Source organism: Desulfovibrio sp. MES5 (assembly GCF_002237645.1).
GTDB lineage: Bacteria > Desulfobacterota > Desulfovibrionia > Desulfovibrionales > Desulfovibrionaceae > Desulfovibrio.
Map to the genome: position 1 here is coordinate 20,870 of NZ_MJUZ01000015.1, position 25,505 is coordinate 46,374.

Annotated in this window: 24 protein-coding genes and 2 tRNA genes; 9 read left to right on the forward strand and 17 right to left on the reverse strand. The window is 59.8% G+C overall.

All coding sequences use genetic code 11. The annotated features are described in order from the left end of the window. The first annotated feature begins 731 nt into the window (after window positions 1-731). The 5 genes from BCS36_RS05435 to BCS36_RS05455 all read left to right on the forward strand — a co-directional run bounded on the left by BCS36_RS05435 (window position 732) and on the right by BCS36_RS05455 (window position 5,493). Complete coding sequence (locus tag BCS36_RS05435; RefSeq protein WP_291301897.1) at window positions 732-1,853, forward strand: branched-chain amino acid ABC transporter substrate-binding protein; 1,122 nt, start codon at window positions 732-734, stop codon at window positions 1,851-1,853. A 207-nt stretch (window positions 1,854-2,060) separates the two neighbouring features. Beyond that, complete coding sequence (locus BCS36_RS05440; RefSeq protein ID WP_291301898.1) at window positions 2,061-2,966, forward strand: branched-chain amino acid ABC transporter permease; 906 nt, start codon at window positions 2,061-2,063, stop codon at window positions 2,964-2,966. Further along, complete coding sequence (locus BCS36_RS05445) at window positions 2,963-4,012, forward strand: branched-chain amino acid ABC transporter permease (RefSeq protein ID WP_291301899.1); 1,050 nt, start codon at window positions 2,963-2,965, stop codon at window positions 4,010-4,012. The genes BCS36_RS05440 and BCS36_RS05445 overlap by 4 nt, the downstream gene beginning before the upstream one ends. Further along, on the forward strand, window positions 4,009-4,779 hold the full coding sequence (locus BCS36_RS05450; RefSeq protein ID WP_291301900.1) for an ABC transporter ATP-binding protein: 771 nt from the start codon (window positions 4,009-4,011) through the stop codon (window positions 4,777-4,779). Before BCS36_RS05445 ends, BCS36_RS05450 begins: the two co-directional genes overlap by 4 nt. Before the next feature lie 3 nt (window positions 4,780-4,782). Beyond that, a complete protein-coding gene (locus BCS36_RS05455; RefSeq protein WP_291301901.1) occupies window positions 4,783-5,493 on the forward strand; it encodes an ABC transporter ATP-binding protein in 711 nt (236 codons plus the stop codon). A 137-nt stretch (window positions 5,494-5,630) separates the two neighbouring features. On the opposite strand, the gene BCS36_RS05460 is transcribed toward BCS36_RS05455, so the two are convergent. The 14 genes from BCS36_RS05460 to BCS36_RS05525 form a co-directional block, all read right to left on the reverse strand. Next, window positions 5,631-6,461, reverse strand: a complete 831-nt coding sequence (locus BCS36_RS05460) for a MipA/OmpV family protein (RefSeq protein ID WP_291301902.1) — start codon at window positions 6,459-6,461, stop codon at window positions 5,631-5,633. A gap of 9 nt (window positions 6,462-6,470) precedes the next feature. Further along, window positions 6,471-7,640, reverse strand: a complete 1,170-nt coding sequence (locus tag BCS36_RS05465) for a phosphoglycerate kinase (protein WP_291301903.1) — start codon at window positions 7,638-7,640, stop codon at window positions 6,471-6,473. 113 nt (window positions 7,641-7,753) lie between these two features. Continuing rightward, window positions 7,754-9,754 (reverse strand): transketolase, encoded by a 2,001-nt coding sequence (gene tkt / locus BCS36_RS05470; RefSeq protein ID WP_291301904.1) that lies wholly within the window; start codon window positions 9,752-9,754, stop codon window positions 7,754-7,756. 10 nt (window positions 9,755-9,764) lie between these two features. Next, a complete protein-coding gene (gene rpe, locus BCS36_RS05475; RefSeq protein WP_291301905.1) occupies window positions 9,765-10,493 on the reverse strand; it encodes a ribulose-phosphate 3-epimerase in 729 nt (242 codons plus the stop codon). A gap of 191 nt (window positions 10,494-10,684) precedes the next feature. After that, complete coding sequence (locus tag BCS36_RS05480; protein WP_291301906.1) at window positions 10,685-10,828, reverse strand: hypothetical protein; 144 nt, start codon at window positions 10,826-10,828, stop codon at window positions 10,685-10,687. Window positions 10,829-10,933: 105 nt separating this feature from the next. Continuing rightward, window positions 10,934-11,287 (reverse strand): MerR family transcriptional regulator, encoded by a 354-nt coding sequence (locus BCS36_RS05485; RefSeq protein ID WP_291301907.1) that lies wholly within the window; start codon window positions 11,285-11,287, stop codon window positions 10,934-10,936. A 326-nt stretch (window positions 11,288-11,613) separates the two neighbouring features. Then, complete coding sequence (gene pheT, locus BCS36_RS05490; protein WP_291301908.1) at window positions 11,614-14,019, reverse strand: phenylalanine--tRNA ligase subunit beta; 2,406 nt, start codon at window positions 14,017-14,019, stop codon at window positions 11,614-11,616. Between the two features lie 108 nt (window positions 14,020-14,127). Further along, entirely contained in the window at window positions 14,128-14,604 is a 477-nt protein-coding gene (locus BCS36_RS05495) for a translation initiation factor IF-2 (RefSeq protein WP_291301909.1), read from the reverse strand. Between the two features lie 9 nt (window positions 14,605-14,613). Continuing rightward, complete coding sequence (pheS, locus tag BCS36_RS05500) at window positions 14,614-15,651, reverse strand: phenylalanine--tRNA ligase subunit alpha (RefSeq protein WP_291301910.1); 1,038 nt, start codon at window positions 15,649-15,651, stop codon at window positions 14,614-14,616. A 203-nt stretch (window positions 15,652-15,854) separates the two neighbouring features. After that, window positions 15,855-16,211: a 50S ribosomal protein L20 gene (gene rplT, locus BCS36_RS05505; protein ID WP_291301911.1), complete on the reverse strand. Its 357-nt coding sequence runs from the start codon at window positions 16,209-16,211 to the stop codon at window positions 15,855-15,857. Between the two features lie 299 nt (window positions 16,212-16,510). Further along, window positions 16,511-16,708, reverse strand: a complete 198-nt coding sequence (gene rpmI / locus BCS36_RS05510) for a 50S ribosomal protein L35 (protein WP_179980804.1) — start codon at window positions 16,706-16,708, stop codon at window positions 16,511-16,513. Between the two features lie 120 nt (window positions 16,709-16,828). Further along, window positions 16,829-17,359, reverse strand: a complete 531-nt coding sequence (gene infC / locus BCS36_RS05515) for a translation initiation factor IF-3 (protein WP_291301912.1) — start codon at window positions 17,357-17,359, stop codon at window positions 16,829-16,831. A gap of 1 nt (window position 17,360) precedes the next feature. Further along, window positions 17,361-19,304 carry a threonine--tRNA ligase gene (thrS, locus tag BCS36_RS05520; RefSeq protein WP_291301913.1) on the reverse strand — a complete coding sequence of 648 codons (1,944 nt, stop codon included), beginning with the start codon at window positions 19,302-19,304 and terminating at the stop codon, window positions 17,361-17,363. 179 nt (window positions 19,305-19,483) lie between these two features. Continuing rightward, window positions 19,484-19,560: transfer RNA gene (locus BCS36_RS05525), tRNA-Val, on the reverse strand. Window positions 19,561-19,936: 376 nt separating this feature from the next. On the opposite strand from BCS36_RS05525, the gene BCS36_RS05530 reads away from it, so the two are divergent. The 4 genes from BCS36_RS05530 to BCS36_RS05545 all read left to right on the forward strand — a co-directional run bounded on the left by BCS36_RS05530 (window position 19,937) and on the right by BCS36_RS05545 (window position 23,757). Next, window positions 19,937-20,401: an MOSC domain-containing protein gene (locus BCS36_RS05530; protein WP_291301914.1), complete on the forward strand. Its 465-nt coding sequence runs from the start codon at window positions 19,937-19,939 to the stop codon at window positions 20,399-20,401. 800 nt (window positions 20,402-21,201) lie between these two features. Beyond that, on the forward strand, window positions 21,202-22,200 hold the full coding sequence (locus BCS36_RS05535) for an ABC transporter substrate-binding protein (RefSeq protein ID WP_291301915.1): 999 nt from the start codon (window positions 21,202-21,204) through the stop codon (window positions 22,198-22,200). Beyond that, entirely contained in the window at window positions 22,193-22,969 is a 777-nt protein-coding gene (locus BCS36_RS05540) for an ABC transporter permease (protein ID WP_291301916.1), read from the forward strand. The genes BCS36_RS05535 and BCS36_RS05540 overlap by 8 nt, the downstream gene beginning before the upstream one ends. Then, window positions 22,966-23,757: an ABC transporter ATP-binding protein gene (locus BCS36_RS05545; RefSeq protein ID WP_291301917.1), complete on the forward strand. Its 792-nt coding sequence runs from the start codon at window positions 22,966-22,968 to the stop codon at window positions 23,755-23,757. Before BCS36_RS05540 ends, BCS36_RS05545 begins: the two co-directional genes overlap by 4 nt. Before the next feature lie 146 nt (window positions 23,758-23,903). On the opposite strand, the gene BCS36_RS05550 is transcribed toward BCS36_RS05545, so the two are convergent. The 3 genes from BCS36_RS05550 to BCS36_RS05560 all read right to left on the reverse strand — a co-directional run bounded on the left by BCS36_RS05550 (window position 23,904) and on the right by BCS36_RS05560 (window position 25,419). Beyond that, the gene (locus BCS36_RS05550) at window positions 23,904-24,758 is read right to left on the reverse strand and encodes an FRG domain-containing protein (protein WP_291301918.1); all 855 of its coding nucleotides are present in this window, start codon (window positions 24,756-24,758) and stop codon (window positions 23,904-23,906) included. 99 nt (window positions 24,759-24,857) lie between these two features. Then, a tRNA-Leu gene (locus tag BCS36_RS05555) sits at window positions 24,858-24,943 on the reverse strand. A gap of 74 nt (window positions 24,944-25,017) precedes the next feature. Then, complete coding sequence (locus tag BCS36_RS05560) at window positions 25,018-25,419, reverse strand: hypothetical protein (protein ID WP_291301919.1); 402 nt, start codon at window positions 25,417-25,419, stop codon at window positions 25,018-25,020. Window positions 25,420-25,505: the final 86 nt, after the last annotated feature.

Sequence of the window (25,505 nt, forward strand, 5' to 3'; positions counted from 1 at the left end):
GGGCGACTGCACCTTTCCTGCCTCTTTGGCATTTATCGTACCGCATGTTTTTATATCTGTCGAGTTTTACAGCTTTGCTTCAGAATTGTGGCAGAGTGCATACAGGCGGGATCGCCAGTGCGTGGCCGTTTATTTGCGCTATTTTTCGTCCGGAGCGGACAGGGTTTGCGCATATACATTTGCAACGCTTAAGCCGCGTCTTTGTGGCGCGCAGCAGCCCAAATTGATTGGGTTTATGTCGTATTCAGGGGGCGATTGCCCGAGGGTCGGCCTGCGTGCTGCAAAATGAAAGGCCCGTCAGGGCGGATTGCCGGAAGAACAGGCATCTCCCAAGAGTTGCGCCGTCGGGATTGTTACGGCTGGGTGTGCCATGGCTGTTGCGGCGCACAGTTTCGTGGCAAGGGGCCGCGCATTGCGGCCTGCGCGTTTTTACCACGCAACAAAGGCTACGATGCCCGTTTCGCCTGCCTCGCCTGCCGTGTCCCTCTCCTCCGTGCTGATCAGGGCTCCGCGCCCGTCACGCTGTCACGTCCGTTACTCCCGTCATGTTGGCGCGCGCAGCAGGGGACGCCCCCAAAAGCGCCGTCCGTGTTCTCTGAGACATCCCGGAAGGGCATTCCCGATTGTATCAGCAGGGATTACGGGCAAAAAATCTGGGCTTTTTCTTTTTGGCGTTTTAGGGTATGCTATTTCGTTACTATCATCATCGCACAACGGACGGGGGATTTTTTATGAAAGCACTTGGTCGTTTGCTTGGGGCTCTGACCCTCACCTTGCTGGTGCCTGTGGCGGCTCTTGCCGGGGACGTCAAAATCGGCCTCATGTGCCCGCTTACGGGTAAATGGGCCTCTGAAGGGCAGGACATGAAGAACATCGTCAGTCTGCTGGCTGACGAGGTGAATGCCAAGGGCGGCATTAATGGCCGCCAGGTCAAGATTGTGGTGGAAGACGACGCGGGCGACCCGCGTACCGCCGCGCTGGCCGCGCAAAAACTGGCTTCGGCCGGAGTGGTGGCCGTTATCGGCACCTATGGCTCCGCTGTTACCGAAGCAAGCCAGAACATTCTGGATGAAGCCCAGCTGGTGCAGATAGGCACGGGCTCCACCAGCGTGCGCCTGACGGAAAAGGGCCTGCCCCTTTTCTTCCGCACCTGTCCTCGTGACGACGCGCAGGGCCGCGCTGCCGCTGCCGCCATTGTGAAGGGCGGCTACAAGGCTGTGGCGCTGCTGCACGACAACTCCTCCTATGCCAAGGGTCTGGCCGAAGAAACCAAGGCCGCTCTGGACAAGGACGGCGTCAAGGTGGTCTTTTATGACGCTCTTACCCCCGGAGAGCGCGATTACACGGCCATTCTGACCAAGCTCAAGTCTGCCAAGCCCGACCTCGTGTTCTTTACCGGCTACTATCCTGAAACGGGCATGCTGCTGCGCCAGAAAAAGGAAATGGGCTGGCCCGTGCCCATGATGGGTGGCGATGCCGCCAACCATCAGGATCTCGTAAAGATTGCGGGCAATGAGGCGGCGGAAGGTTATTTCTTCATCAGCCCGCCCCTGCCGCAGGATATGGACACCGCCGAGGCCAAGGCTTTTCTTGACGCCTTCAAGGCCAAGTACAACACCGTGCCCGTTTCTGTGTGGGCCGTGCTGGCTGGCGACGCCTTCAAGGTTATCGAAGCGGCCCTTGCCGCCGGCAATGACAAGCCTGAAGCCATCGCCGCATGGCTGAAAAACCTCAAGGGCATGCCCGGCCTTTCCGGCAGCCTTGGGTTTGACGCCAAGGGCGACCGCGTGGGCGAGTTCTACCGCACCTATGTGGTTGACGGTAAGGGCGTATTTATCTTGCAGCCCAAGTAAACTGGCCGTACAGTGTGCCCCGCGCCTGCGTTTCAGCGGCGCGAAAGCAGTTAATACGTAATCAACGCCCGTGGCGGCGGCCCGGTTTTTCCGGCCCGCCGCCCGGATGCGCAAATGGGAGCCGACCTGTGCGGCTCCAGCGGCGGAATCGCGCTCTTACCGGCGAGCCTCCCCGGCTGCCGGAGCGTGGCAAGGGTACAACGCTTTATGGAACAGTTTTTACAACAGCTTTTGAACGGTCTTGCCGTGGGCGGTATCTATGCCCTGGTGGCCCTGGGATACACGATGGTGTACGGCGTGCTGAAGCTTATCAACTTCGCGCACGGCGACCTGTTCACCATTGGGGCCTACCTTGGTCTGACCCTGCTTGTGAGCTGCAATTTTTCAGGCATGCTCAGCCCCATGCTGGCTGTGCTGGCCGTCTTTGTCATGGTCGCCCTGCTGGTCGCCATTATCGGCTTTCTTCTGGAGCGTACGGCTTACCGTCCCTTGCGGAAGGCAAACCGCCTTTCCGCCGTGGTTTCGGCCCTTGGGGCCTCCATATTTTTTCAGAACGCCATCATGCTCATCTATGGCGCGCGCTTTTACGTCTACCCCGACTACCTCAGGCCCGACTTTACGGTGCACCTGTTCGGCCTGGCCGTTCCCGGGGTGCGCCTGCTGGTCATTGCGGCCAGCGTCATCCTCATGCTTGGCCTCTGGGCCTTTATCCAGCGTTCGCGCACCGGCGCGGCCATTCGCGCTGTGGCCATTGACCCCGGCGCGGCGCAGCTTATGGGCATCAACGTGGACCGCATCATCAGCCTGGTCTTTCTTATTGGGCCGGGGCTTGGCGGCGCGGCCGGGCTTATGGTGGGCATCTACTACGGGCAGATCGACTTTACCATGGGCTGGACTTACGGCCTCAAGGCCTTTACCGCCGCCATCCTGGGCGGCATAGGCAATATTCCCGGAGCCATGATAGGCGGGCTTTTGCTGGGCGTTATCGAAGCCCTGGCAGCAGGCTATATAGCCATTGCATGGAAGGACGCCATTGCCTTTTTTGTGCTTATTCTCATTCTTATCATCCGCCCCACGGGCATTCTGGGCGAGCGCACGGCGGACAAGCTATGAGAACAGAGCCCATCCGCATTGCCGTCAGGGTCGCTCTGGCGGCTGTCATCTGCGCGCTGCCCCTCTTCAGCAACGCCTACTGGACAGACGTGTGCGTGAGCATCGGCCTTTACGCGCTGCTTTCGCTGTCGCTCAACGTCATTCTTGGGCAGGCGGGCATCTTTCATATGGGGCACGCGGCCTTTTTTGCCGTGGGCGCGTACGTTACCGCCATACTGAACACCCTCTGCCACTGGCCCATATTCTGGACCATGCCCATTGCCGGGGCAGCGGCGGCCCTCTTTGCCCTGCTGGTGGCGCGGCCCATCATCCACCTGCGCGGCGACTATCTGCTGATCGTCACCATAGGCATTGTGGAAATTGTGCGCATAGCCCTTATCAACGACGTTTTCGGCCTCACGGGCGGGGCCAACGGCATTTTCGGCATCAGCCGCCCCAGCTTTTTCGGCTTCAAGATAGTCAAGGGCATACAGTTTTACTATCTGGTGTGGGGCATGGTGGCCGTAAGCCTACTGCTTTTCTACGGCCTGTGGCATTCACGCTTTGGCCGCGCGCTGAACTACATCAAGGAAGACGACGTGGCCGCCGAAGGCTGCGGGGTGAACGTCACCCACTACAAGCTCATGGCCTTTGTGCTGGGCGCGTTCTGGGCGGGCATGGCTGGTACGCTCTATGCCGCGAAAATGACGACCATTTCGCCGGAATCTTTCAGCTTTATGGAATCCGTCATTATTTTTGCGGTGGTCATCCTTTCGGGCGGGAGCCAGATTGGCGTGCTCATCAGCGCCTTTCTCTTCATCGGCCTGCCGGAGCTGCTGCGTGAGTTTTCCAATGCGCGCATGCTTATTTTCGGCCTGGCCATGATGATCATGATGGTGTGGCGTCCCCAGGGGCTGCTGCCCCCGCGCCGCCGCCGCTACCCTGTGAAATCACTGGCGGAAAACGGAACCGACGACGGTTCCGGGTCTGGCCCCGGCAGCCCGGAGGCTGGATCTGCCGTTGCTGCTGAAGGCGGCGTACAGGCCGCTGGCGGGAGGCCCGCATGAGTCTTTTGCGCTTGCAGGAACTTACCAAAATTTTCGGCGGTCTGGTGGCTGTCAACGACCTGACCTTCAGCGTGGAGGCGGGCAGCGTGGTGGGGCTCATCGGCCCCAACGGCGCGGGCAAGACCACGGTATTCAACTGCATCACGGGCAACTACACGCCCGAGAAAGGCCGCATCTTTTTTGACGGCGAGCCCGTGGCCGGGCTGCGCCCCCACAAGGTTGTGGAGTTGGGCATAGCCCGCACATTTCAGAGCATCCGCCTGTTCGGCAAGCTGTCAGTGCTGGAAAACGTCCTGGCCGGGCGGCATTGCCGCATGAAGTCGGGCATGCTGTCCTGCATGCTGCATTTGCCCTGGCAGCGCCGCGAAGAGCGCGAGGCCGTGGCCCGCTGTATGGAAGAACTGCGTTTTGTGGGCCTGGCTGACCGCCATACCGAGGCCGCCGGGGGGCTTTCTTACGGCAACCAGCGGCTGCTCGAAATCGCCCGCGCCCTGGCCTCAGACCCGCGCCTGCTCATTCTTGACGAGCCCGCTGGCGGCATGAACGACCAGGAGACCGCCGCGCTTGTGAATACCATTGCGGCCATCCGCGATAGGGGCATTACCGTGCTGCTCATCGAGCATGACATGCGCCTGGTCATGAAAATTTGTGAAAAACTGGTGGTGCTGGAACACGGCACCATGATCGCCCAGGGCGAGCCGGAGGCCGTGCGCCGCAATCCGGCTGTGGTTGAAGCCTACCTGGGCGTAGAAGACGAGAAGTGGTAAGCCATGTCCCTGCTGCAACTGTCGAACATACGGGTTAGCTACGGCAGCGTCGAAGTGCTGCACGGCATCGACCTGCGGGTGGAAGAGGGCGAGATCGTCACCATTCTCGGAGCCAACGGCGCTGGCAAAAGCACCACGCTGCTTTCCATCAGCGGCCTTGTGCGACCCTCGTCTGGCGAGATTCTTTTTGACGGGCAGGATCTGCTGCGTCTGCCAAGCCACAAGGTCGTGGGTCTGGGCATTGCCCAGTCGCCCGAAGGACGGCGCGTTTTCGGCATTATGAGCGTGCTTGAAAACCTGCGGCTCGGGGCCTTCTGCATTGAGGACAAGGCCCGCAAGGAACGCACCCTTGAATGGATATTCGACCTTTTTCCGCGCCTGCTTGAACGCAAGGACCAGCTTGCCGGCACGCTTTCGGGCGGCGAGCAGCAGATGCTGGCCATAGGCCGGGCGCTCATGGCCGAACCGCGCCTCCTGCTGCTTGACGAACCTTCCCTGGGGCTGGCGCCCCTGCTGGTGCGCTCCATCTTCGAGACCGTGCGGGCCATCAACAAGCGCGGCGTCACGGTGCTGCTGGTGGAGCAGAACGCCCGCGCCGCCCTCAAGCTGGCATCGCGCGGCTATGTGCTGGAAGTGGGCAAGGTTGTTATGGAAGACAAGGCTCAGAGCCTGCTTAACAATGCCAGCGTGCGCGAGGCATACCTCGGCGGATAGGGCTGCGCGCGCATGGTTGCTCGTTGCCGCGTGCTGTGCGTGGCGCTTCTTTTTGAAATGTTTTGTGGGGGAGGGACCCTTTTGCAAAAGGGTCTCCTCCCCCACGCAGCACTTCAAAGTAACACTACAACGCTACATCAAAAGGCGTACAGCAAGCCAGCGCTGAAGGAGTATGTTGTGGTGCGTTCCACCATGGGGCTGTCGGTAATCTCGTTGCCGAGAAAAAGCGCCTTGGCATTGGCAACGGCGCTCCAGTCCTCGGTGAGGATGACCCGCATGGTCAGCCCGGCATAGGGCGAAAACGCGCTTTCGGGGCTGTATTCCTTGAAGCCGCTGGCGCGGGATTCACTGGAACTGATGCTGTAGTAATAGTCGTTATAGTTGGTGTCCGTCCACTGCACGCCCACGGCGGGCGCGATCATGACGTTTTCAAACCGCACGGGGTAGGCGTAGGCGACGTCGGCCTTGATGCCGTTGTTGACGCCCAGGATGTCTGTGGACACCGTGGCGGACGCCTGGCCGTAGAGCGTGCGCAGCGTATAGTTCAGCCCGGCCATAAGCGTGGAATACCTGTCGTCCAGACGCTTCATCCTGCTGTTGTCGCTCCAGGATGCGTAGAAGTTCTGGGGCAGGTAGGACAGCTGGATGTTGAACTCCTGATAGTGATCCCTGTACACGTGCACGCCGCCGTCAAGGCCGCGCAGGTACAGCCACTTGCCCTCATAGCCAATAAGGGGAAGCGGAGAACCGAGGGAGTCGATGCCCTTGTATTCCGACGTGCGCAGGCTTGCGCCGAGGCCGGTGTTGAAGCCCCATTTGTCGCCCTGGGCGGCCGCGTCAGCGGGGTTTTCCTCCCAGGCTTCCTGAGCCGGAGCGGCAAAGGACGCGCCGGGGGTATAGATCAGCAGAGTCAGCAGGGCCAGCAACGTCAATGAGGCCAGCCCGCCGAGGTTAACACGTTTTTTCATCAAACCACCTTAGCCCCGGTCCTCCAGGGCAGCCACCGAAGGCAGTTTTTTGCCTTCAAGCAGCTCAAGAGACGCGCCGCCGCCTGTGGAAATATAACCCATGCGGTCGGCAAGTCCGTATTTTTCCACGGCAGCCACACTGTCGCCGCCGCCAACGACCACAAAGGCCTTGGAATTGCCAAGATATTCGGCCAGGGCCTTGGTGCCGTCCCCAAAGGGCTCGGTTTCGAACGCGCCCACGGGGCCGTTCCACACCACAGTGGCGGCCTTGGCCAGATACTTTTCATAGAGTGTCAGGGTTTCGGGGCCCACGTCCAGAATCATCTGGTCGCCGGGCACGTCGCCCACGGCGTGCAGCGAGGCCCGCTGGCCAGGGGCCAGTTCCTCGGCGGTAATCACGTCCACGGGCAGGGGAAGTTCCTTGTTGAGGTTCTTGGCCTGTTCCATAACCTTTTTGGCTTCAGGCACCAGCTCTTCTTCGCACAGAGACTTGCCCACCATGTAGCCAGCCGCCGCAAGGAACGTATTGGCAATGCCGCCGCCCACGATAAGCACATCCACCGTGTTCAGCAGATTCTCGAGCAGGCCGATCTTGGTGGAAACCTTGGCTCCGCCGATAATGGCGACCAGAGGGCGGGCGGGATTGTCGAGCACTTTTTCAAAGGCTTTCAGTTCTGCCTGAAGCAGGGGCCCGGCGCACGCCACCTTGGCGGCGCGTACCGCGCCTTCGGTGGAGGCATGGGCGCGGTGTGCGGCGCCAAAGGCGTCCATCACATACACGTCGCCAAGGCCTGCCAGTTTTTCCGCAAGCTGGGGATCATTCTTTTTTTCGCCAGCCAGAAAACGCACGTTTTCCAGCAGAACCACCTGACCGGGCTGCACCTTGGCTTCGTCCAGAGTTTTGGCCAGCGTCACGGGCTGACCAAGCTGCTTTTCAAGGCAGGCGGCCACAGGGGCCAGTGAAAACTGCTCGTCATACTGCCCTTCGGTGGGGCGGCCCAGGTGCGAAAGCAGAATGACGCCCGCGCCTTTTTCCAGCGCCAGTTTGATGGTGGGCAGGGCAGCGCGGATGCGCTTGTCATTGGTGACCTCGCCGTTCTTCATAGGCACATTGAGGTCTTCGCGGATAACAACGGTTTTGCCTGTGAGGTCCAGGTCCTGCATGTTCTTTATAGGCATAGCGCGCTCCCTTTGTTGCTTGCAGATATTTCGTTGAGGCAACCGGCCCAGAGGGCCATGCGTGCGGAAGGCGCGGGGAACAGGCTAAAGCCCGGCCCCCGCGCGAAACAGCGTTAAATGCGGCCCATGAGGGTGCGGGCCTTTTCCAGAGCGTTGGCGACGGTAAAGCCGAGGCGCTCGAAAACCACTTTGCCGGGGGCGGATGCGCCAAAGCCTTCCATACCGATGACTGCGCCGTCCAGCCCCACGTATTTGCCCCACCAGTCGCTGGCGGCGGCCTCAATGGCCAGACGGGCGCGTACCGCGCGCGGCAGCACGCTTTCTTTGTATTCGGCGCTCTGGGCGTCAAACACTTCAGCGCAGGGCATGGACACGACGCGCGCCTTGCGGCCGTCGGCGGCGAGCTGTTCGGCGGTTTCAAGGGCCAGGCCCACTTCGGAGCCGGTGGCCATGATGATGATTTCGGGCGTGCCTTCGCAGTCGCGCAGCACGTACCCGCCACGGGCAATGGCCGCCACCTGCGCCTCGCTGCGCTGGCAGAAGGGCAGGTTCTGGCGTGAAAGGGACAGGCCGGAAGGCGTGTGGACGCTTTCCAGCGCGCAGACCCAGGCCGCGGCGGTTTCCACAGCGTCGCAGGGCCGCCAGAGGTTGAAATTGGGCATAAGCCGCAGCATGCCAAGCTGTTCCACGGGCTGGTGCGTGGGGCCGTCTTCGCCCACGCCGATGGAGTCGTGGGTCAGCACCCAGATTACACGGATGCCCATGATGGACGCAAGGCGCAGGGCGTTCTTGGCCTGATCGGCAAAGGCCAGGAATGTTCCGGCGTAGGGAATGAAGCCGCCGTGCAGGGCAAGGCCGTTCATGATGGCGCTCATGCCGAATTCGCGCACGCCGTAGGAAATGTAGTTGCCCGTATGTTCCTTCACGTCCATATGCACGGAGGAAGACGTAAGCGTGCCCACAGAGCCGGTGAGGTCGGCGGAGCCGCCCGCCAGTTCCGGCAGGCGCGGCACAAGGTATTCAAGCGTTTTTTTGGAGGCAACGCGGGTGGCGATGCTTTCGCCCTTGCTGATGGCATCCTGCAAGGCTCCGGCGGCTATGGCGGCCCAGTCGGCGGGCAGCTGGCCCTGCATGCGACGGGTCAGCTCGGCGGCCAGTTCGGGATGCGCTTTCGCATAGGCGTCAAAACGCGCGTTCCACGCGGCTTCGGCGGCTTTGCCCGCGTCGTGGGCATTCCAGGCCGTGTAGATATCCTGGGGGACGGTAAAGGGCGCTTCGTGCCAGCCAAGGGCATCGCGCGTGGCGGCAATGCCGTCTTCACCCAGAGGGGAGCCGTGGCAGGAGGCCGAATCCGCCTTGGGGGAGCCAAAGCCGATATGGGTATGGCAGATGATAAGGCTGGGGCGTGAAGTGTCGGATTTGGCCTCGGCCAGGGCCTTGTCCAGTGCAGCGGCGTCGTGCCCGTCCACAGGGCCGATGACCTGCCAGTTGTAGGCGCGGTAGCGGGCGGCCACATCCTCGTTGAACCATCCGTCGATCTTGCCGTCAATGGAGATGCCGTTGGCGTCGTACATGACAATGAGCTTGCCGAGGCCCCAGGTGCCTGCCAGGGAGCAGGCCTCGTGCGACACGCCTTCCATAAGGCAGCCGTCGCCCAAAAAGGCGTAGGTGTGGTGATCCACCACCGTATGCTCGGGCGTATTGAACTGGGCGGCCAGCATGCTTTCGGCCAGGGCGAAGCCCACGGCGGACGCAATGCCCTGCCCCAGGGGGCCCGTGGTCATTTCAATGCCAAGGTGCGGTTCGTATTCGGGATGCCCGGCGGTTTTGGCCCCCCACTGGCGGAAATTGCGCAGCTCGTCCATGGGCAGATCGTAGCCCGTGAGGTGCAGCAGAGCGTAAAGCAGCATGGAGGCATGCCCGTTGGACAGGATAAAGCGGTCGCGGTTGAACCACAGGGGATTGGCGGGATTGTGCCTGAATCCGTGCCGCCAGAGGGCCTCGGCCATATCGGCCATGCCGAGGGGTGCGCCGGGGTGGCCGGAGCGGGCTTTTTCAATGGCGTCCATGGCAAGGGCGCGGATGGCGTTGGCGCACTGTCTACGGGTAGGCATGATCATTCCTCTATTTTTGCTTGGGATGGGTATCGGCTGAAGGCTGGCGCAGGGCGGCAGCCCGAACGGCGGGGCGTGGTTCGTATCCGGCCAGGGGAGCCATAAAGGCGGCCAGGCGCGCATCGTAGGGTTTGTGCCCGAAAAAGGCTGAGCCCGACACAAGAACGTCGGCCCCGGCTTCCACCAGGCGGGCCGTGTTTTCGGGGCATACGCCGCCGTCCACCTGAATGAGCACGTCCTCGCCGCCACAGGCGTCCAGCAGACGGCGGGCAGAGCGGATTTTGTCAAAGGTGGCCGGAATGAACGCCTGGCCGGAAAAACCGGGGTTGACGCTCATGATAAGCAGCATGTCCATATCATTGACGAGCCAGCGTATGGCGCCCAGGTCCGTGCCTGGGTTCAGGGCCACGCCCGCCTTGCAGCCCATGTCGCGTATGGCCGAAAGGGTGCGCTGCGGGTGGCGGTCGGCCTCGGCATGGATGACCAGCATGTCGGCACCAGCGTCTCTGAAGTCGCGGATGTAGCGGGAAGGGTCTTCCACCATGAGGTGCACGTCAAAAAAAAGCCCGCTGCCAGGCCTGAGAGCCTTGATCAGCGGGGGACCAAAGGTAATGTTGGGCACATAGGCGCCGTCCATCACGTCTAGGTGCAGCCAGGTGACTCCGGCGGCTTCAAGAGCGTGCAGCTCTTCGGCCAGACGCGAAAAATCGGCGGAAAGCAGCGAAGGTGATAGAATCATGGGGGTATTCTGTTTGTTTTTACGAAGGCGGAGTCTTGGCGATTCCTGCCGTCCGTGGTTGCCGCCTGTTCTTTGGCCGCAAGCGGTTGAAAGACATCCTGCGGGGCAAGCGCGTCCTGCGGGGCAGCCCTGGTTTCAGGATATCTGCCGGGCAGGTCGGATGCACGCTCCCGTGCCCATTTTTTGAAACCTCAGTCCCACTGCGAGCCGCACAGACCGGAAAAGTACGGTCTTCCGCGCCACAGGTTCTGCAGCCTTTGCCCGGTGGCCTGCGAGGTTGTGAACACGCGGCCAGGGGCCGCGCTGGCGGAAGCGCGCATACTTTGCGCTCTCATGCCCGCGCTGTTGTTAATCTTGCAGCTTTGGCCGCCGTTGAGCTTGCAGTTCCAGGGGAGCACCGATTAAAGAGCCTCCTGAAAACGCGCAGTTGTTTCGTTTCCCTAGCCGCCGTTGAGCAGGCGGCGCACCGCCGTCAGCTCCCGTTTGAGCATGCGCATGAAGTCCGGGTCAGGCACGGCGGCCACCCGTTCCGGCAGACTTTCGTCCACCACGGCGCTGCCCTGCAGCACGCGGCGCGCGCCTTCAATGGTCATGCCCTGTTCGTGCAGCAATTGCTGTATGCGTCGCAAAAGCCCCACATGCTCCTCGGTGTACAGGCGCTGCCCCTTACCCGTGCGCAAAGGCGCCAACTGGGGAAATTCCGTTTCCCAGAAGCGCAGCACATGGGTTTTGAGGTTGAGCAGTTCCGCAACTTCACCGATGCGGTAGGTTTTTTCGTCGTTGTGGTCCGACATGGGGCCCCCTGACGTCCTCCAGAGCATTTTTCTGCATACGGTGCAGCGACGTTACGCGTCATTGGCGCGCAAGCGCCAAACGCCGGAAACATGGCCTCCATGCTCCGGCAGGCGAAAAAACAGTGGCGCGTACGGCGGGGCCACGCCCTCGCAACGGCACGACGCCGTTAAACGACGGTGCAGAGCATTTTCATTTTGAAATTGCTCTGGCGGCCGCGTGAGCAGTCGCCCGCAACGAAGGCGTAAGCGCCTTTATTTGCACTTTTATGCGCCGAAGCGAGCGAGCCGTAATCTTTGAAAATGCCAGTTCTCAAAGGTAATCTGCTCTATATTCTGACGCCCAGCGTCGCTGCCAGAGACTGTGCCACTTTTTCCCTTTCCTTGTCCACTTCCGCGTCCTTGAGGGTGCGGTCTGCGTGGCGGAACGTCAGGCGGAAAGTGAGGTTGCGCACGGCCTCCTGACCTTCGGCGGCCTTGGGCTCAAAGCAGTCCACAAGCACGATGTCTTCCAGGAGGGGCAGGCCAAGGCCGCGCACATGGGCCGCAATGGCGCTGACCGTGAGGCCCTGCGCGGCCATGACCGTGATGTCGCGGCGAACCGGGGGGTACACGGGCAGGGGGCGGAAGCGAACCGTGGCGGCGTCGTGCAGTTCGCGCAGAATTTCCAGGTTCAGCTCGGCCAGCCAGACGTCTTTGCGGGCGTGGAACTCTTCGGCCATGGCGGGCCTGATCCGGCCCATGACGCCAACAGCGCGGCCGTCAACCGTGACCTCAACGCAGGGCAGCAGGAAGGGGTGGCCTTCCGCCAGGGCGCATTCCGGCGCGGGCAGGTGCAGGAAGCGCAGCAGGTTCTCAACAATGCCCTTGATGTCCGCGTAGTCCAGATCGCCTTCGGCCTGGGGCCAGGCAGCGTCAAAGCGCGCGCCGTAGAGCAGCACGCCCAGCATGCCCGTTTCACGAGCCGTGGTTTCGGAGGTGGCGTCCGACTCAAAGATATTGGCCAGTTCAAAGAGGCGCAGCCCCTGAACCCCCTGGGCCAGGTTGTTGCGCAGATCGTAGAGCAGGCCGGGAGCCAGGGCGGTGCGCAGGGCGTCCTGCTCCGCAGAAAGGGGATTCATGATGGATATGCGACCCTCGCGCGGCAGGCTCAGGTGGTCCATATCCTTGTGGCCCACAAAGCTGTAGTTGACGGCTTCGTTGAGGCCAAGGCCAGCGCCCCAGTGCTTGAGGCGCGACCAGAAGCTGAAGCGCGATTCCGGCTCGCCGGCGCGATCAAGATTGCCGGCCACGGCGGGCAGTTCGGGGGCAATGGTGTCCAGACCGTGCACACGGCCCACTTCTTCCACAAGATCGGCCTCGCGGGTGAGGTCGGGCCGCCAGGACGGCTGGCTCACGCGCCACACGTCCGAAGAGGCGTCCACGGTGCAGCCCATGCCGGTAAGCACTTTTTCATCAAATTCCGGGGTCAGGTGGACGCCCAGCAGGGCGTCGGCGCGGGCCGGGCGAAAGTCGATGTTTACGGCCTTGAAGGATCGCGGCTCGGAAATGGAAAGCCCGGGCTGCACTGCGCCGCCGCTGATGGCAGCCATCATGGCGCAGGCGCGGTCCAGCGCCCAGACGCTGCGCTGCTGGTCAATGCCGCGCTCGAAGCGGTAGGAAGCCTCGGACGAAAGGCCAAGGCGGCGCGACGTTTTGCGGATGGCGCCGGGACGGAACACGGCGCTTTCTAGAAAAACATTGCTGCTGGCGTCGCCGATTTCGGTATTGAGGCCGCCCATAACGCCAGCCAGAGCCACGGCGCGCGAAGCGTCGCGAATGCAGAGGTCCTGCGCGGTGAGGGTGCGTTCCTGACCGTCCAGCGTGGTGAACTTTTCGCCTTCTTGCGCGCGGCTGACCTCGATGCGGCCGCCTTCAAGCTTGTCCAGATCAAAAGAGTGCAGGGGCTGACCGCATTCAAAAAGAATGTAGTTGGTCACATCCACAATATTGGATATGGGGCGAACGCCCACGGAGTGCAGGCGGTGACGCATCTGCATGGGCGAGGGGCCGATTTTCGCGCCGGTGATGACCCGGCCGGAATAGAGCCAGCAGAGGTCGGGATCTTTAATGTCAATGGGCACGAGGCGCTGGGGCGCGCTTTCGTCGATCTGCAGGGGCATGGCCGGTATCTGCAAAGGCAGGTCAAAGGCCAGGGCCGTTTCGCGGGCCAGGCCCAGCACAGAAAGGCAGTCCGCCCTGTTGGGCGTGATGGAAATGTCCAGAACCTCACGGTCCAGCGCCAGCTGGTCCACCAGGGGTTTGCCCACCACAAAACTGTCAGGCAGCACCATAATGCCCGAATGGTCTTCGGTCAGCCCCAGTTCGCGCTCCGAGCAGATCATGCCGCAGGAGGGCGCGCCGCGCAGCTTGGCCTTCTTGATGACCATGCCGTCGGGCATGACAGTGCCCACAAGGGCCACAGGAACCTTCTGGCCTTCGGCCACGTTGGGCGCGCCGCACACGATGTCCAGCAGCTCGCCCTGGCCCGCGTCCACCTTGCAGATATGCAGATGGTCGGACTCCGGGTGATCCTCACAGGCCGCCACAAGCCCCACCACAATGGAGCTGATGGAATCGTAGGGCCGCCGGATGTCTTCCAGCTCAAGCCCGAGCATGGTCAGGCGGTCACCCAGAGCTTCAGCCGTGCCTTCGTAAGGCGTAAATTCACGCAGCCAGGAAAGTGAGAGCAGCATAGCATGTCCTGTTAGTGCGGGGCCACGGGCCGCCGCGTTGGGCGTCATTGATGGTGTTCTGTACAAATCTGCGGCCCTGGGGCGCAAGCGCCGTCTGGCCTGTCAGCCTTAGTTGAAACTCCAGGCTGGCGTCGTATCTTTTGGCGTCGGATCCGGCAGGGGGCGGTTATGCTCCTGCACGCCCCTGTTGCCGTAGGCTCCGGGGCCGGGCCTGCGCTTTGAGGCCTTTTCTTCCGGCTGGGACTCGGTGATGGTGTTGCCGTAGGCATCAGTGTAGCCCATGCCGCCTTCGGCGGTGCGCCCCACATTTTTGCTCGGCAGGCCTTCCATCGGTTTGGGGCCGCCCGGCGGTTCAATGCCGGATTCGCGCGCACTGAAAGCCGATTTGGCCCAGGCCGCCCCCGAAGCGCCGTGCATGTCTTGAGCGGGCCAGAGGCCGGGCGCAAGCACAAGAAGCGCCGCCGCCACGAAAGCCAGCACCGGGCCGCGCCGCCACATGCCGCGCCGCAACAGGCCAGGCAGGCCGCGCGTGGGCGCGGTTTGCCGTCTGGCGGTAGTGCGTGTGGTGTCCGGGCGCGGGAACATAATTGAGTCCTAACGGGCGAACTGGCCCAGAAAGCGGGTGTCGTTCTCAAAAAACATGCGCAAATCGCCGATGCCGTATTTGAGCATGGTCACGCGCTCCACGCCCATGCCAAAGGCAAAGCCGCTGACTTCGGGATCATAGCCCACAGCCTCGAACACGGCGGGGTCCACCATGCCGCAGCCGAGAATTTCGACCCAGCCAGTGGTTTTGCACACCCGGCAGGGGGCGTCGCCAATGTGGCCCTTGCCGCCGCATATGCAGCAGCTTATGTCCACCTCGGCCGAGGGTTCGGTAAAGGGAAAAAAGCTGGGGCGGAAGCGCACCTGGGTGTCGCCGCCGAAAATGGCGCGCACAAAGGCTGTGAGCGTGCCGCGCAGATGGGCCATGCTGATGCCTTCGCCCACCATGAGGCCTTCAATCTGATGGAACATGGGGGTATGGGTGAGGTCGCTGTCGCGCCGGTAGACCTTGCCGGGGGCCACCACGGCCAGCGGGGGCTTGCGGTGCAGCATGGTGCGCGCCTGCACCGGGGACGTGTGGGTGCGCATGAGCACCTTGTCCGTGATATACAGGGTGTCCTGCATGTCGCGGGCCGGATGCTCCGGCGGCATGTTCAGGGCCTCGAAGTTGTAATAGTCGATTTCGACTTCCGGGCCGGACACGATTTCAAAGCCAAGGCCTTTAAAGATTTCGCAGATTTCTTCCATCACCAGGGTGGTGGGATGCAAGGTGCCGCTCCAGGGCGCACGGCCGGGAATGGAGGGGTCAAAGCGCTTGAGAGCTTCGGCCTCGCGTCCGGCTTCCAGGGCCTGTTTGCGGGCATCAAACAGCTCGTTGCAGCGCTCTTTGACGCTGTTGGCCGTCTGGCCCACGGCGGGGCGCTGCTCAGGCTCCAGCTTGGGAAGCTGGCTCATGATTTGGGCGATTCTGCCCTTGCGGCCCAGAAAGTCCACCCGCAGGGCTTCCAGCCCTTCCAATGAAGAAGCCTGATCCAGACCTTTTTCAAGCTCAGGGACCAGGCCTTCCAGTGCAGAAATCAGATCCATACGGATTCCCAAGGCCGCCTGCGCGGCGCTGACGTTGATAGTGTAAATGTAAAAACAAAGGGCGTGGGCAGCGCATCGCACCGTCCACGCCCCGTATAGCATGCATGACCCTGCTCCCGCAAGCCAACCGGCGTACGGAGTTATCCGTACTGGCCAGCGCGGCCTGGAGCCTTGCTCCGGCGCGGGGAGCGCCAGCTCTGCGCTTATTTGCCCAGAGCGGCCTTGGCCAGTTCCACGATCTTGGCGAAGTCGTCTTTCTTGTAGACGGCCAGGTCGGCGAGAACCTTGCGGTTCAGGTCGATGCCGGCGGTCTTGAGACCGTGCATGAAACGGCTGTAGGAAAGACCGCTCAGGCGGGCGCCAGCGTTGATGCGCAGAATCCACAGGGTGCGGAAGTCGCGCTTGCGCAGTTTGCGGCCCACGTAGGCGTACTGGAGCGAACGCTCCACAGCCTCACGGGCGGTACGGTACAAACGGCTGCGGCCGCCACGGAAACCCTTGGCAGCGGTCAAATATTTTTTGTGACGGCGATGGCCGGCAAGACCTCTCTTGACACGCATGGTGTAACCTCCTTCTCCCAACCAGGCGGAGGAATGCCCGTTGGGGGGTGTAAAGATCATATGCCCTCTGGGAGGGGAGCGGATTGAACGTCAGTTGCGGCTCCGCACGCGCCGCGACGCTTGCGCGTCATAGGATTTTATCAATGCTCCGCAGACTTGAACCCTTGCCGCGCCTTACAAAGAAGGACTTGCGGCATTTCGCCGACGGCGGTGGGGCTTGCCAGCGCGCGCCCGTCACGGCAGTGCCGTGCGTGGAGCGAGCCGTGGCCGCCTGTGCCGACGGGCGAAAGAACAGGTCTTTAGCCGTTGGGCAGCATGCGGCGCACAGCTTTTTCATTGGTCTGATCCACGGTGGTGGACTGACCAAGACGCATTTTGCGGCTGGCGGCCTTCTTGGTGAGAATGTGGCGCAGGTTCTGGCGACGACGCTTGAACTTGCCGCTGCCGGTCTGCGAAAAACGCTTGGCGGCGGAACGCCTGGTTTTAATCTTGGGCATGGCGTACTCCTTAACGAAAGCATATACCCGGCATGTCACAGGACGCACCAGGGGAAGGGCATAATGCCCCAAAGCGCCTCGGGGCGCAAGCGGTAATGTCGGTCACCCTGGCAGCAAATGCTACTTTTTGGGCACCAGCATCATTTGCAGGGTACGGCCTTCGGCGCGGGGTTCCTGATCAACCTTGGCGATGTCAGCCAGGTCCTGCACCACACGCTCCAGAATGGCCATGCCGCGATCCTTGTGGACAATTTCGCGGCCCCTGAAGAATACCGTGATTTTACAGCGGTCGCCGTCTTCAAGAAAGCGACGGATGTGGCGGACCTTGGTTTCGTAATCGTGGTCGTCCGTTTTGGGGCGAACCTTGATTTCCTTGATCTGCACCACGGTCTGGTTCTTTTTGGCTTCCTGCTTTTTCTTCTGCTGCTCGTACTTGAATTTGCCGTAGTCCATGACGCGGCAAACAGGCGGCTCCGAGTTGGAAGAAACTTCAACAAGGTCCATGCCCGCTTCTTTAGCCAGGGCAATGGCCTCATTACGCTGCAAGATGCCAAGCTGCTCGCCATCGGCAGCGATCACGCGCACTTCACGGGCGCGGATCATTTCGTTGCGACGCACGCTGTCCTGCGGCATGTCGCGGCGGAATCTCATGTTAGGCGAAGCTATAGCGCATCCCTCCTTTTTTGAAAGGCTCTTCGGCGTCTGCGCGAATAAGCGCGGCGATTTCAGCCACAGACTTGAGCCCCAGGTTATCACCATTGCGCAGGCGCACATTTGCGCCGCCCGCCTGCACTTCCTTTTCTCCTACAACAAGAATGTACGGCACTTTTGCCAACTGTGCCTCACGCACCTTGAAACCCAGTTTTTCATTGCGCGTGTCTGCCTGGGCACGGATGCCCAGAGCTTTGAGTTCGTCACGCATGCTGGCGGCGGCTTCGTCGCCAGCGTCGGTCACTGTAAGCAGGCGGGCCTGCTCGGGGGCGAGCCATGTGGGCAGGGCTCCGGCAAAATTCTCCACCAGGATGCCGATAAAGCGTTCAAGCGAACCCATGATGGCCCGGTGCACCATGACCGGGCGGTGGCGCTCGCCGTCCTGACCCACATAGGTGAGGTCGAAACGCTCGGGCAGGGTGAAGTCCACCTGGATGGTAGAACATTGCCATTCGCGGCCAATGCAGTCCAGCAGGCGCACGTCGATTTTGGGGCCGTAAAACGCGCCGTCACCCTCATTGATGGTGTAGGGCAGACCGGCTTTTTCCACAGCCTGCACAAGGGCGCTGGTGGCCATCTCCCACGCTTCGTCCGTGCCTATGCTGCTCTCGGGGCGGGTGGACACGGCCACCTTGTACTCAAAGCCGAAGAGGTGCATCAGGTCGCGGATAAGATGGATGACTTCAAGAATTTCGCCTTCAAGCTGCTCCGGCGCGCAGATGATGTGCGCGTCGTCCTGCGTGAACTGGCGCACGCGCAAAAGCCCGTGCAGCACGCCGCTTTTTTCGTGGCGGTGCACCACGCCAAGCTCGAAATAGCGCTGCGGCAGGTCGCGGTAGCTGTGCAGCTCGTTGCCGTAAATGAGCATGTGCGAGATGCAGTTCATCGGCTTGACGCCGTAGGCGTCTTCCTCAATCTGGGTGAAGTACATGTTCTCGCGATAGTGGTCGTAGTGGCCGGATTTCTGCCACGTTTCCACACGCAGAAGCTGCGGGCCCTGCACGATGTCGTACCCGCGCTTGAGGTGCTCCTTGCGCCAGAAGTCCTCAAGAATGGTGCGTATAAGCATGCCCTTGGGCAGCCAGAACACCATGCCGGGGGCCACGTCTTCCTTGAAGGTGAAAAGCGAAAGTTCGCGTCCCAGCTTGCGGTGGTCGCGGCGTTTGGCTTCTTCCATCATCTTAAGGTAGGCGGCAAGGGCTTTTTCGTCCGCAAAGGCCGTGCCGTATATGCGGGACAGCATGCGGTTTTTTTCGTCGCCGCGCCAGTAAGCGCCAGCCACGCTCATAAGCTTGGAGGCCTTGGCAAAGCCCGTGTGCGGCACATGCGGGCCACGGCACAGGTCTGCAAAATCACCGCAGGTATAGACCGACACCGTGTCGGCGTCGATGCCTTCAATGATTTCAACCTTATAGTCTTCGCCCATTGACTTGAAGCGCGCCACGGCATCGGCCTTGGACAGCACTTCGTGGGTGAAAGGCTCGCGCGCGTTGGCAATGCGCTGCATTTCAGCTTCAATGGCGGGAAAATCTTCAGTGGAGAAGGGCTTTTCAACGTCAAAGTCGTAGTAAAAGCCGGTGTCGATGGAAGGCCCGATAGTGACCCTGGCGTTGGGGAAGAGTTTTTTTACCGCCGCAGCCATGACATGCGCGGTGGAGTGGCGGATCATCTGCAGGCCTTCGGCCGAATCGGCGTACACAGGCTCAAGGCCTTCGCACCCGGCGGGAACCGGAGAAGAGAGATCAAGCAGGCCCTCAGCGCCGCCAAGCGCGCGGGCAGCCACAACAGCCTTGAACTTTTTGCCGCTCAAGGCTTTCTGGAGCACGGAGGCCACGCTGTCGCCAGCCTGCCCCTCAACCATTTGCCCTTCCACACGGACTTCCATGAAAAACTCCTTAGCGTCGCCGGGGGCGCTGTCCGGCCAGACGAAAAGCCAAAACAAAATGGGGAGGTAAACCTCCCCACTGCGCCGATACCGGTCATTCGGCCATCTTTCGATAACCTGTGCTATGGGCGGGGCCAAGGCCGTCCGCCGTTAAGGGGAATCAACCCCAAAGTTTCTTTTGGTAGGAACGAACAGACTTGAACTGTTGACCCCTTCCGTGTCAAGGAAGTGCTCTAGCCACCTGAGCTACGCTCCTACATGAGGCAGAGGGTTATATAGCCACTCCTTACCCGTCCGTCAACAATTTTTTTGTGGTTTTTCGCATTTTATTCGGTCAATCCGCAGTGTTTGGCCTGAGTTACGCTGATGACGTGCACTTGACCATAAGGTGCTCGCTCCGGAAATTCAGATGAAGGCAAATCCTGATGTGGGCCAATCCCCTGAACACGTGCACGCGCCGAAAATTCCTCCGCGCGGAGCATGACCGTTGCGGATACGCCAGGATAGAGGTAACTATTCTGTCAAAGAATGGTGTTCCGGGCGCAAAGCCAGCGCTGCCGCGCATGTGGTCAGTATGCGGCTTGACGTATGGATAGTGACAGGCAATCAGCCTGAAAACATAGGAAAATAGTATGGAAATTGGCATGGGAATTGACATGGGAATTATTCGGGCCATCTGCACCAGCGCAAAAAAAGGCACTGCCAAAAAGACCGTTCCGTCAGCCGCCCTTGTGGTGGATCACGGCATTGAGGGCGACGCGCATGCCGGCAAGTGGCACCGCCAGGTCAGTCTGCTGTCCTGGCAGGCCATTGAGGATTTCAAGGCCAGGGGAGCCATTGTTTCGCACGGGTGTTTTGGCGAGAACCTTATTGTGGACGGCATCGACTTTGCTTCCCTGCCCGTGGGCACGCGCCTGTCCTGTAACGAGGTTCTTATGGAAGTGTCGCAGATAGGCAAGGAATGCCACAGCCACTGCCAGATATATCACACCATGGGGGACTGCATCATGCCCCGGCAGGGCGTGTTCGCCAAGGTTCTGCACGGCGGGCTAGTGCGGCCCGGTGATGCAATGCAGGTCTTGCCCGCCGGGGCGTAAACTGGCGCGGTGCGAAGATGGGATGCTGCGTTGCCCGCCGGGGCGTAAACTGGCGGGGGCGAAGATGGGATGCTGCGTTGCCCGCTGAGGCGTAAACTGGCGCGGTGCGAAGATGGGATGCTGCGTTGCCCGCCGGGGCGTAAACTGGCGGGGGGCGAAGATGGGATACAAGCGTCGCGTTTGGCGTGTAGGCAGGCGCAAGGTGGTGATGAAGGGCGGTGCTTCCGGGGCTTAAGCTGGCGCGCGAAGCGGTGTAGAGATTTTTAGCAGCTACGTTTATTAAGCGGCTGTGCAAAGCAGCCCTTTTTCCTGCGGCGGAGTGTAGTACACTCTCCATATGAAAAAGGGCTGTTTTTTTGTACTTGGTGCAAAGCTCTTCAGAGCCTTTGACATGTTACAAGGTTGAAATGCTCTGCAGTATTGTTTGCCGAAAGGGCCTGAAACAACCGCTATCTGCTTGCTTTGCCAAGCACCAACAGTAATTTTCGAAGCCCCGCATGACCTGTTGAGACAGGACGATGTGCCAGCAGCAAAGGGGCTGGCGTCATTTCATTTTTCCACTCAATGGTCATAGCTGCGGTCTCATCATGCAAGGGGAAGTTGACATGCCCCTTGAAGTGGCGTTTCTTAATTCCCATAGTAGACTAGGTCAACTAGTGAGAACATCGTGCGCACTCTCTTGAGGCTGGTTGCTGCCAGAAGCTTGCGGTTGGATTGGTGTCCGCGTGAGCGCTTCAAGAGGTGTAGGCTTTTGGAGGGGTTTTAAAACAGGAGGGGGCAACGTGGCAGCAAGGAGAAAAATGGCGACAGGCGCGAGCCTTCACGGCATCTTTTTTGTTCTGACGCTTATGTGCGCCAGCGGACTCTTGATTCTGCTGACGGCAGGCTTGTCCGTGGCAGGCGAAGTCTGGCATGTGGGCACCTGGAAGACCGCGCAGACCATACAGCCCTTTTTGTATGAAAAATATGCGGCGTCGACGAATCCTGGCCTCAAGGTTGAAGTGCGCCCCTTCACCAATCCTGCCGATCAAAAATCCGCACTGCTGGCGGGCAGCCTGGACATGACAGGCACCACGCTGGCGCTGGCCATTCAGGCCGCTTCGCGGGGCGAACCTGTAAAGCTTGTGGCAACGCTGGGCAACAAGTGTTCGGCGCTTGTGGTTGCCAAGGATGGGCCCATACAAAGCGCCAGCGACCTCAAGGGCAAGCGCATTGCCTACGTTCCCGGCACGATGCACGAAATCTTGTTGCGTGAAGTGTTGCGCCGTGAAGGCATTGACCCTGATCGCGACGTCACGCTCATGCGCATTGATTTTTTTGATATGGGCACTGCTCTTGCCAAGGGGAATGTGGACGCCTTTTTATCTGGCGAGCCCTTTCCCACTCAGGCCGTTATGAAGGGATACGGGCGCATTCTGGCCTATCCCTACTATGGCGACAGCATAGGAACCATCAATAGCGGCATGCTCATGCGCGAAGACTTTATAAAGGCGCATCCGGATAAGGCCCTGCGGATGGTAGCCGCGCACAAGACCGCCACACAGGCTTTGACTGCGGACAAAAAACTGTGGCTGGATACGGCGGCCAGCCTGTTCGGCGTCGATAGAGCCCTGCTTGAAGCTTCTGCAGGAAATATCGAACTGGTTTGGGACATGGACGATGCGTTCATGCGCCAGTTGGCGGCGTTGGGCGCGCGCATGAAAAGCCTCGGCATCATTGCCCGGGAACCGGATTACGCCAAACTTGTTGACCGCAGTTTTGTAGATGCCCTGCGGGCCGATTCTGTCAATCATGAGTGATGGCAGGGGAGCACGAATCCTGCCCTGGTGCCTTCCGCTTCTGTTGCTGGCGCTATGGTGGGGAGCCACGGCATTTCGCTTGATACCGGAATGGCTGCTGCCTTCGCCCGTGACGGTGGCGCGCACCCTGCTCGCATATGTGGCGGGAAGCCCGGCAGTTCCCTATGGCGGACGCTTTTGGGGCGATGCCGCCGCAAGTTTGTGGCGCGTTGCCTGCGGATTCACACTGGCTGCCGTGCCCGGTCTGATTTTAGGGCTATGGTCGGGCAGAAGCGCCACAGTATCGCGCCTGCTGTCTTTTTCCATCAACGGCATCAAATCCGTTCCCGGCATAAGCTGGCTGCCGTTGGCGCTCATCTGGCTGGGAGTGGGCTTTATGACAACCGTCAGCCTTATAGCCCTGGCGGGATTTTTCCCAATATATTTCAGTGCCGCAGCCGCAGCCGCGTCTGTACCGCAAAATCTGATCAACGCGGGCCGCATGCTCGGTCTTTCCCGCGTGAAGTTGTTTGCCAAGGTGATCTTGCCGTGGGCCATGCCGCAGGTATGCGCCGGTTTGCGGGTGGCGCTCGGCATGAGTTTTGCCTATCTGGTGCTGGGGGAACTTACAGGTGTGCCGGACGGCCTGGGCGCGCTTATTATGGATGCCCGTATGAATGGCCGTGTTGACGTGCTTTTGAGCGGCATTGTGCTCATAGCCGTGCTGGGGGGCATTTGTGACGCCCTGCTTGTCCGGTTTTTATCCAGGCTGCCGGGTGTTGTGCGATGAAAGAATATTTCCGTTGCCGGGGCCTGTGGAAAAGTTATGGCGCGCATACTGTTTTGCCCGGCATTGATATAGTGCTCGAGCAAGGCTCCATAACTGCGCTCATCGGGGCCAGCGGTTGCGGAAAAAGCACATTTCTGCATGTGGTGGCGGGGTTTGTGCCAATGGACGCCGGGGCCATGCTGCTTGAGGGAACCCCCTGTGGTGAACCCGGCCCAGACAGGGTTATGGTGTTTCAGGACGACGCGCTTTTGCCGTGGCTGAACGTCAGGGAAAATGTGGAGTTGGGCCTGAAAACTGCCGGGATGGCTCATGCGTTGCGGCAGGAGCGGGTGCGGCACATCCTGATGCAGGTGGGGCTGGAGCCATGGTCCAATGCCTTGCCTTCGGAACTTTCGGGAGGGATGCGGCAGCGTGTCGCATTGGCGCGCACGTTGGTGCTTCGCCCAAAGCTTTTGCTCCTTGACGAACCCTTTGCCGCCCTGGACGCTATCACACGCTCGCGGATGCAGCGCCTGCTGGCGGATCTGCAAATCCAGACTGGCGTTACGGTGCTGCTGGTCACGCATGATGTTTCGGAAGCCTGCCTGCTGGCGGATACCATACACCTTATGGGAGCTGAACGCGGTATTGTGGAAACGTGGACGGTTGCAGCGCCGCGCCCCCGAGACCCCGATGATCCGGCCTTTGCGCAACTGAGGGTGCAAATCCGCGCAAAGCTGGAAGCCCTGGCCGACACCGGAAGAGTTTCGGGCAAAAAGTATAACCAGCAACCCATAGGGAACGACTAACTTACAAATGGTATATGCAGAGGGGTAAGGTCACACCTCGGCATCAGCCCTGGTATCGAAAGTTTTGCAGGTAGTTGGATAGCCTTTTTACGGATGCGTGCTTCACATTGATAGGGATCGCGCTTACGGCAGGTTGCCCTAGAACTTTACCATATTGTATCAATTGCACCAATGCCAGGCGATATTGAAATTTTATTACGAAGCGTTCTATATCCGATGTCGAAAAATGGCGAGGGAAACATAAAAGATACGTCTGCAAGAATACTATTCCCAAGCCATGCAACTGCATCTGACGTTTTAATCCGCAGCGCAACTTCTACATTTTCAAACATATCAATATTTTCTTTAGCAGGATCTCCAATTCTCCTAGCAACTATTCCATGCTGAGCGTGAGGCCGAAGAAACCCGCTATCAACAGCTATTCGCAAATCAATTACTTCGAATAGGTCTTTTGTTCTATAAATACCCCTATCTATTTCCTTTTCGATTTCCTCGAATCGCATAATGTAAACGTAAGAATATTCATCTTTACTCAATCGATATTGCTCAAGGTTGATCCCATCAGCTTGGTGTCTTTTATGAGTAGCAAACCATAGTGCAACCCAAATATTATCAACCAAATCAAGAAAGCGCGTAGGAACACCATAGTGCTGCAGAACTCCCTCAACAGCATGCTTATTTACACCTCGCATAAATTTATCGTCAACAATAAGACTGTTGACGAATGTTTTTGTATTCATAACTTTTCTGCGAAGCCACAGATCCTTTTTTGACTCTTTTACGCCACTGGCTCCTCGAAAAAGATTTGGAATCATTTTACAATAATATGAGGTTTGTCCTCGAAAATAAACAAGGTACTTTGCAGCCAGAGCTCTTTTAGCATAGCCAATGGCTTGAACTAAAGCTTGGGGGGTTTTAATGTCCACAACCACCTTTTCACCAATTTTGCACCCACTTTCCCAATCAATAGCCACCCAGTTTTCCCAATCCAAAATGGACATGCCAGTCTCCTTGTTGTTTTCGAGAGGAGCAAGTTTGGGGCAAGAAGTCAAATTCCCGGATTCTTTATTCGAAGAATCCGGGAATTTCGCTGCTATTGTTGGTACCCAGAGCGGGACTCGAACCCGCACAGCCTTTCGGCCCAGGGATTTTAAGTCCCTTGTGTCTACCATTCCACCATCCGGGCAGATGTGATTTTGCAAGCGGCTGCCTGAGGCAGTTATTCTTTTTCGCAGGGCGAGATGTTGGCCGGGGCTTCCGTCATATGGCGGCTCCGCCTGTTTTCCAGGTTTTAAGCCCCTGCGGCGGATCAAAGGGAACAGAGCGCTCCTCTTCCTGCCATTGTCCCGTGCGCAGCCAGTATATATGCAGGGAATTGAAGTCCTTGTCCAGACACAACAGGCGTCCCCGCACCCCTTCCGGCAGAAGGGTCGCTGTTTCGAAGGCGATTTTGCGGTATACGTAAAGCTTGTGCGCCTCAAAAACACACTGAAACATGAGCGCGTCGCCCTGCGGCGTGAAGTCCAGGTGGCTGGCTCCCGCACGCAGCAGCAGACTCGTCATTTCGGCAGTAAGAGCTTCTTCCACTTCCAGCAGAGCCTCATAGGTGAGGTCATCGTCATAGCTGAAGTGGCCAAAAAGTTCGCTGCGGTTTTTGTCCATTTGTTGCCTATACGGCAAAGCGCTTTCTTAGGCAATGCGCGGACGTACTACCGCGTCCGGCAAGGAAAATGCCGATCTCATTGTGC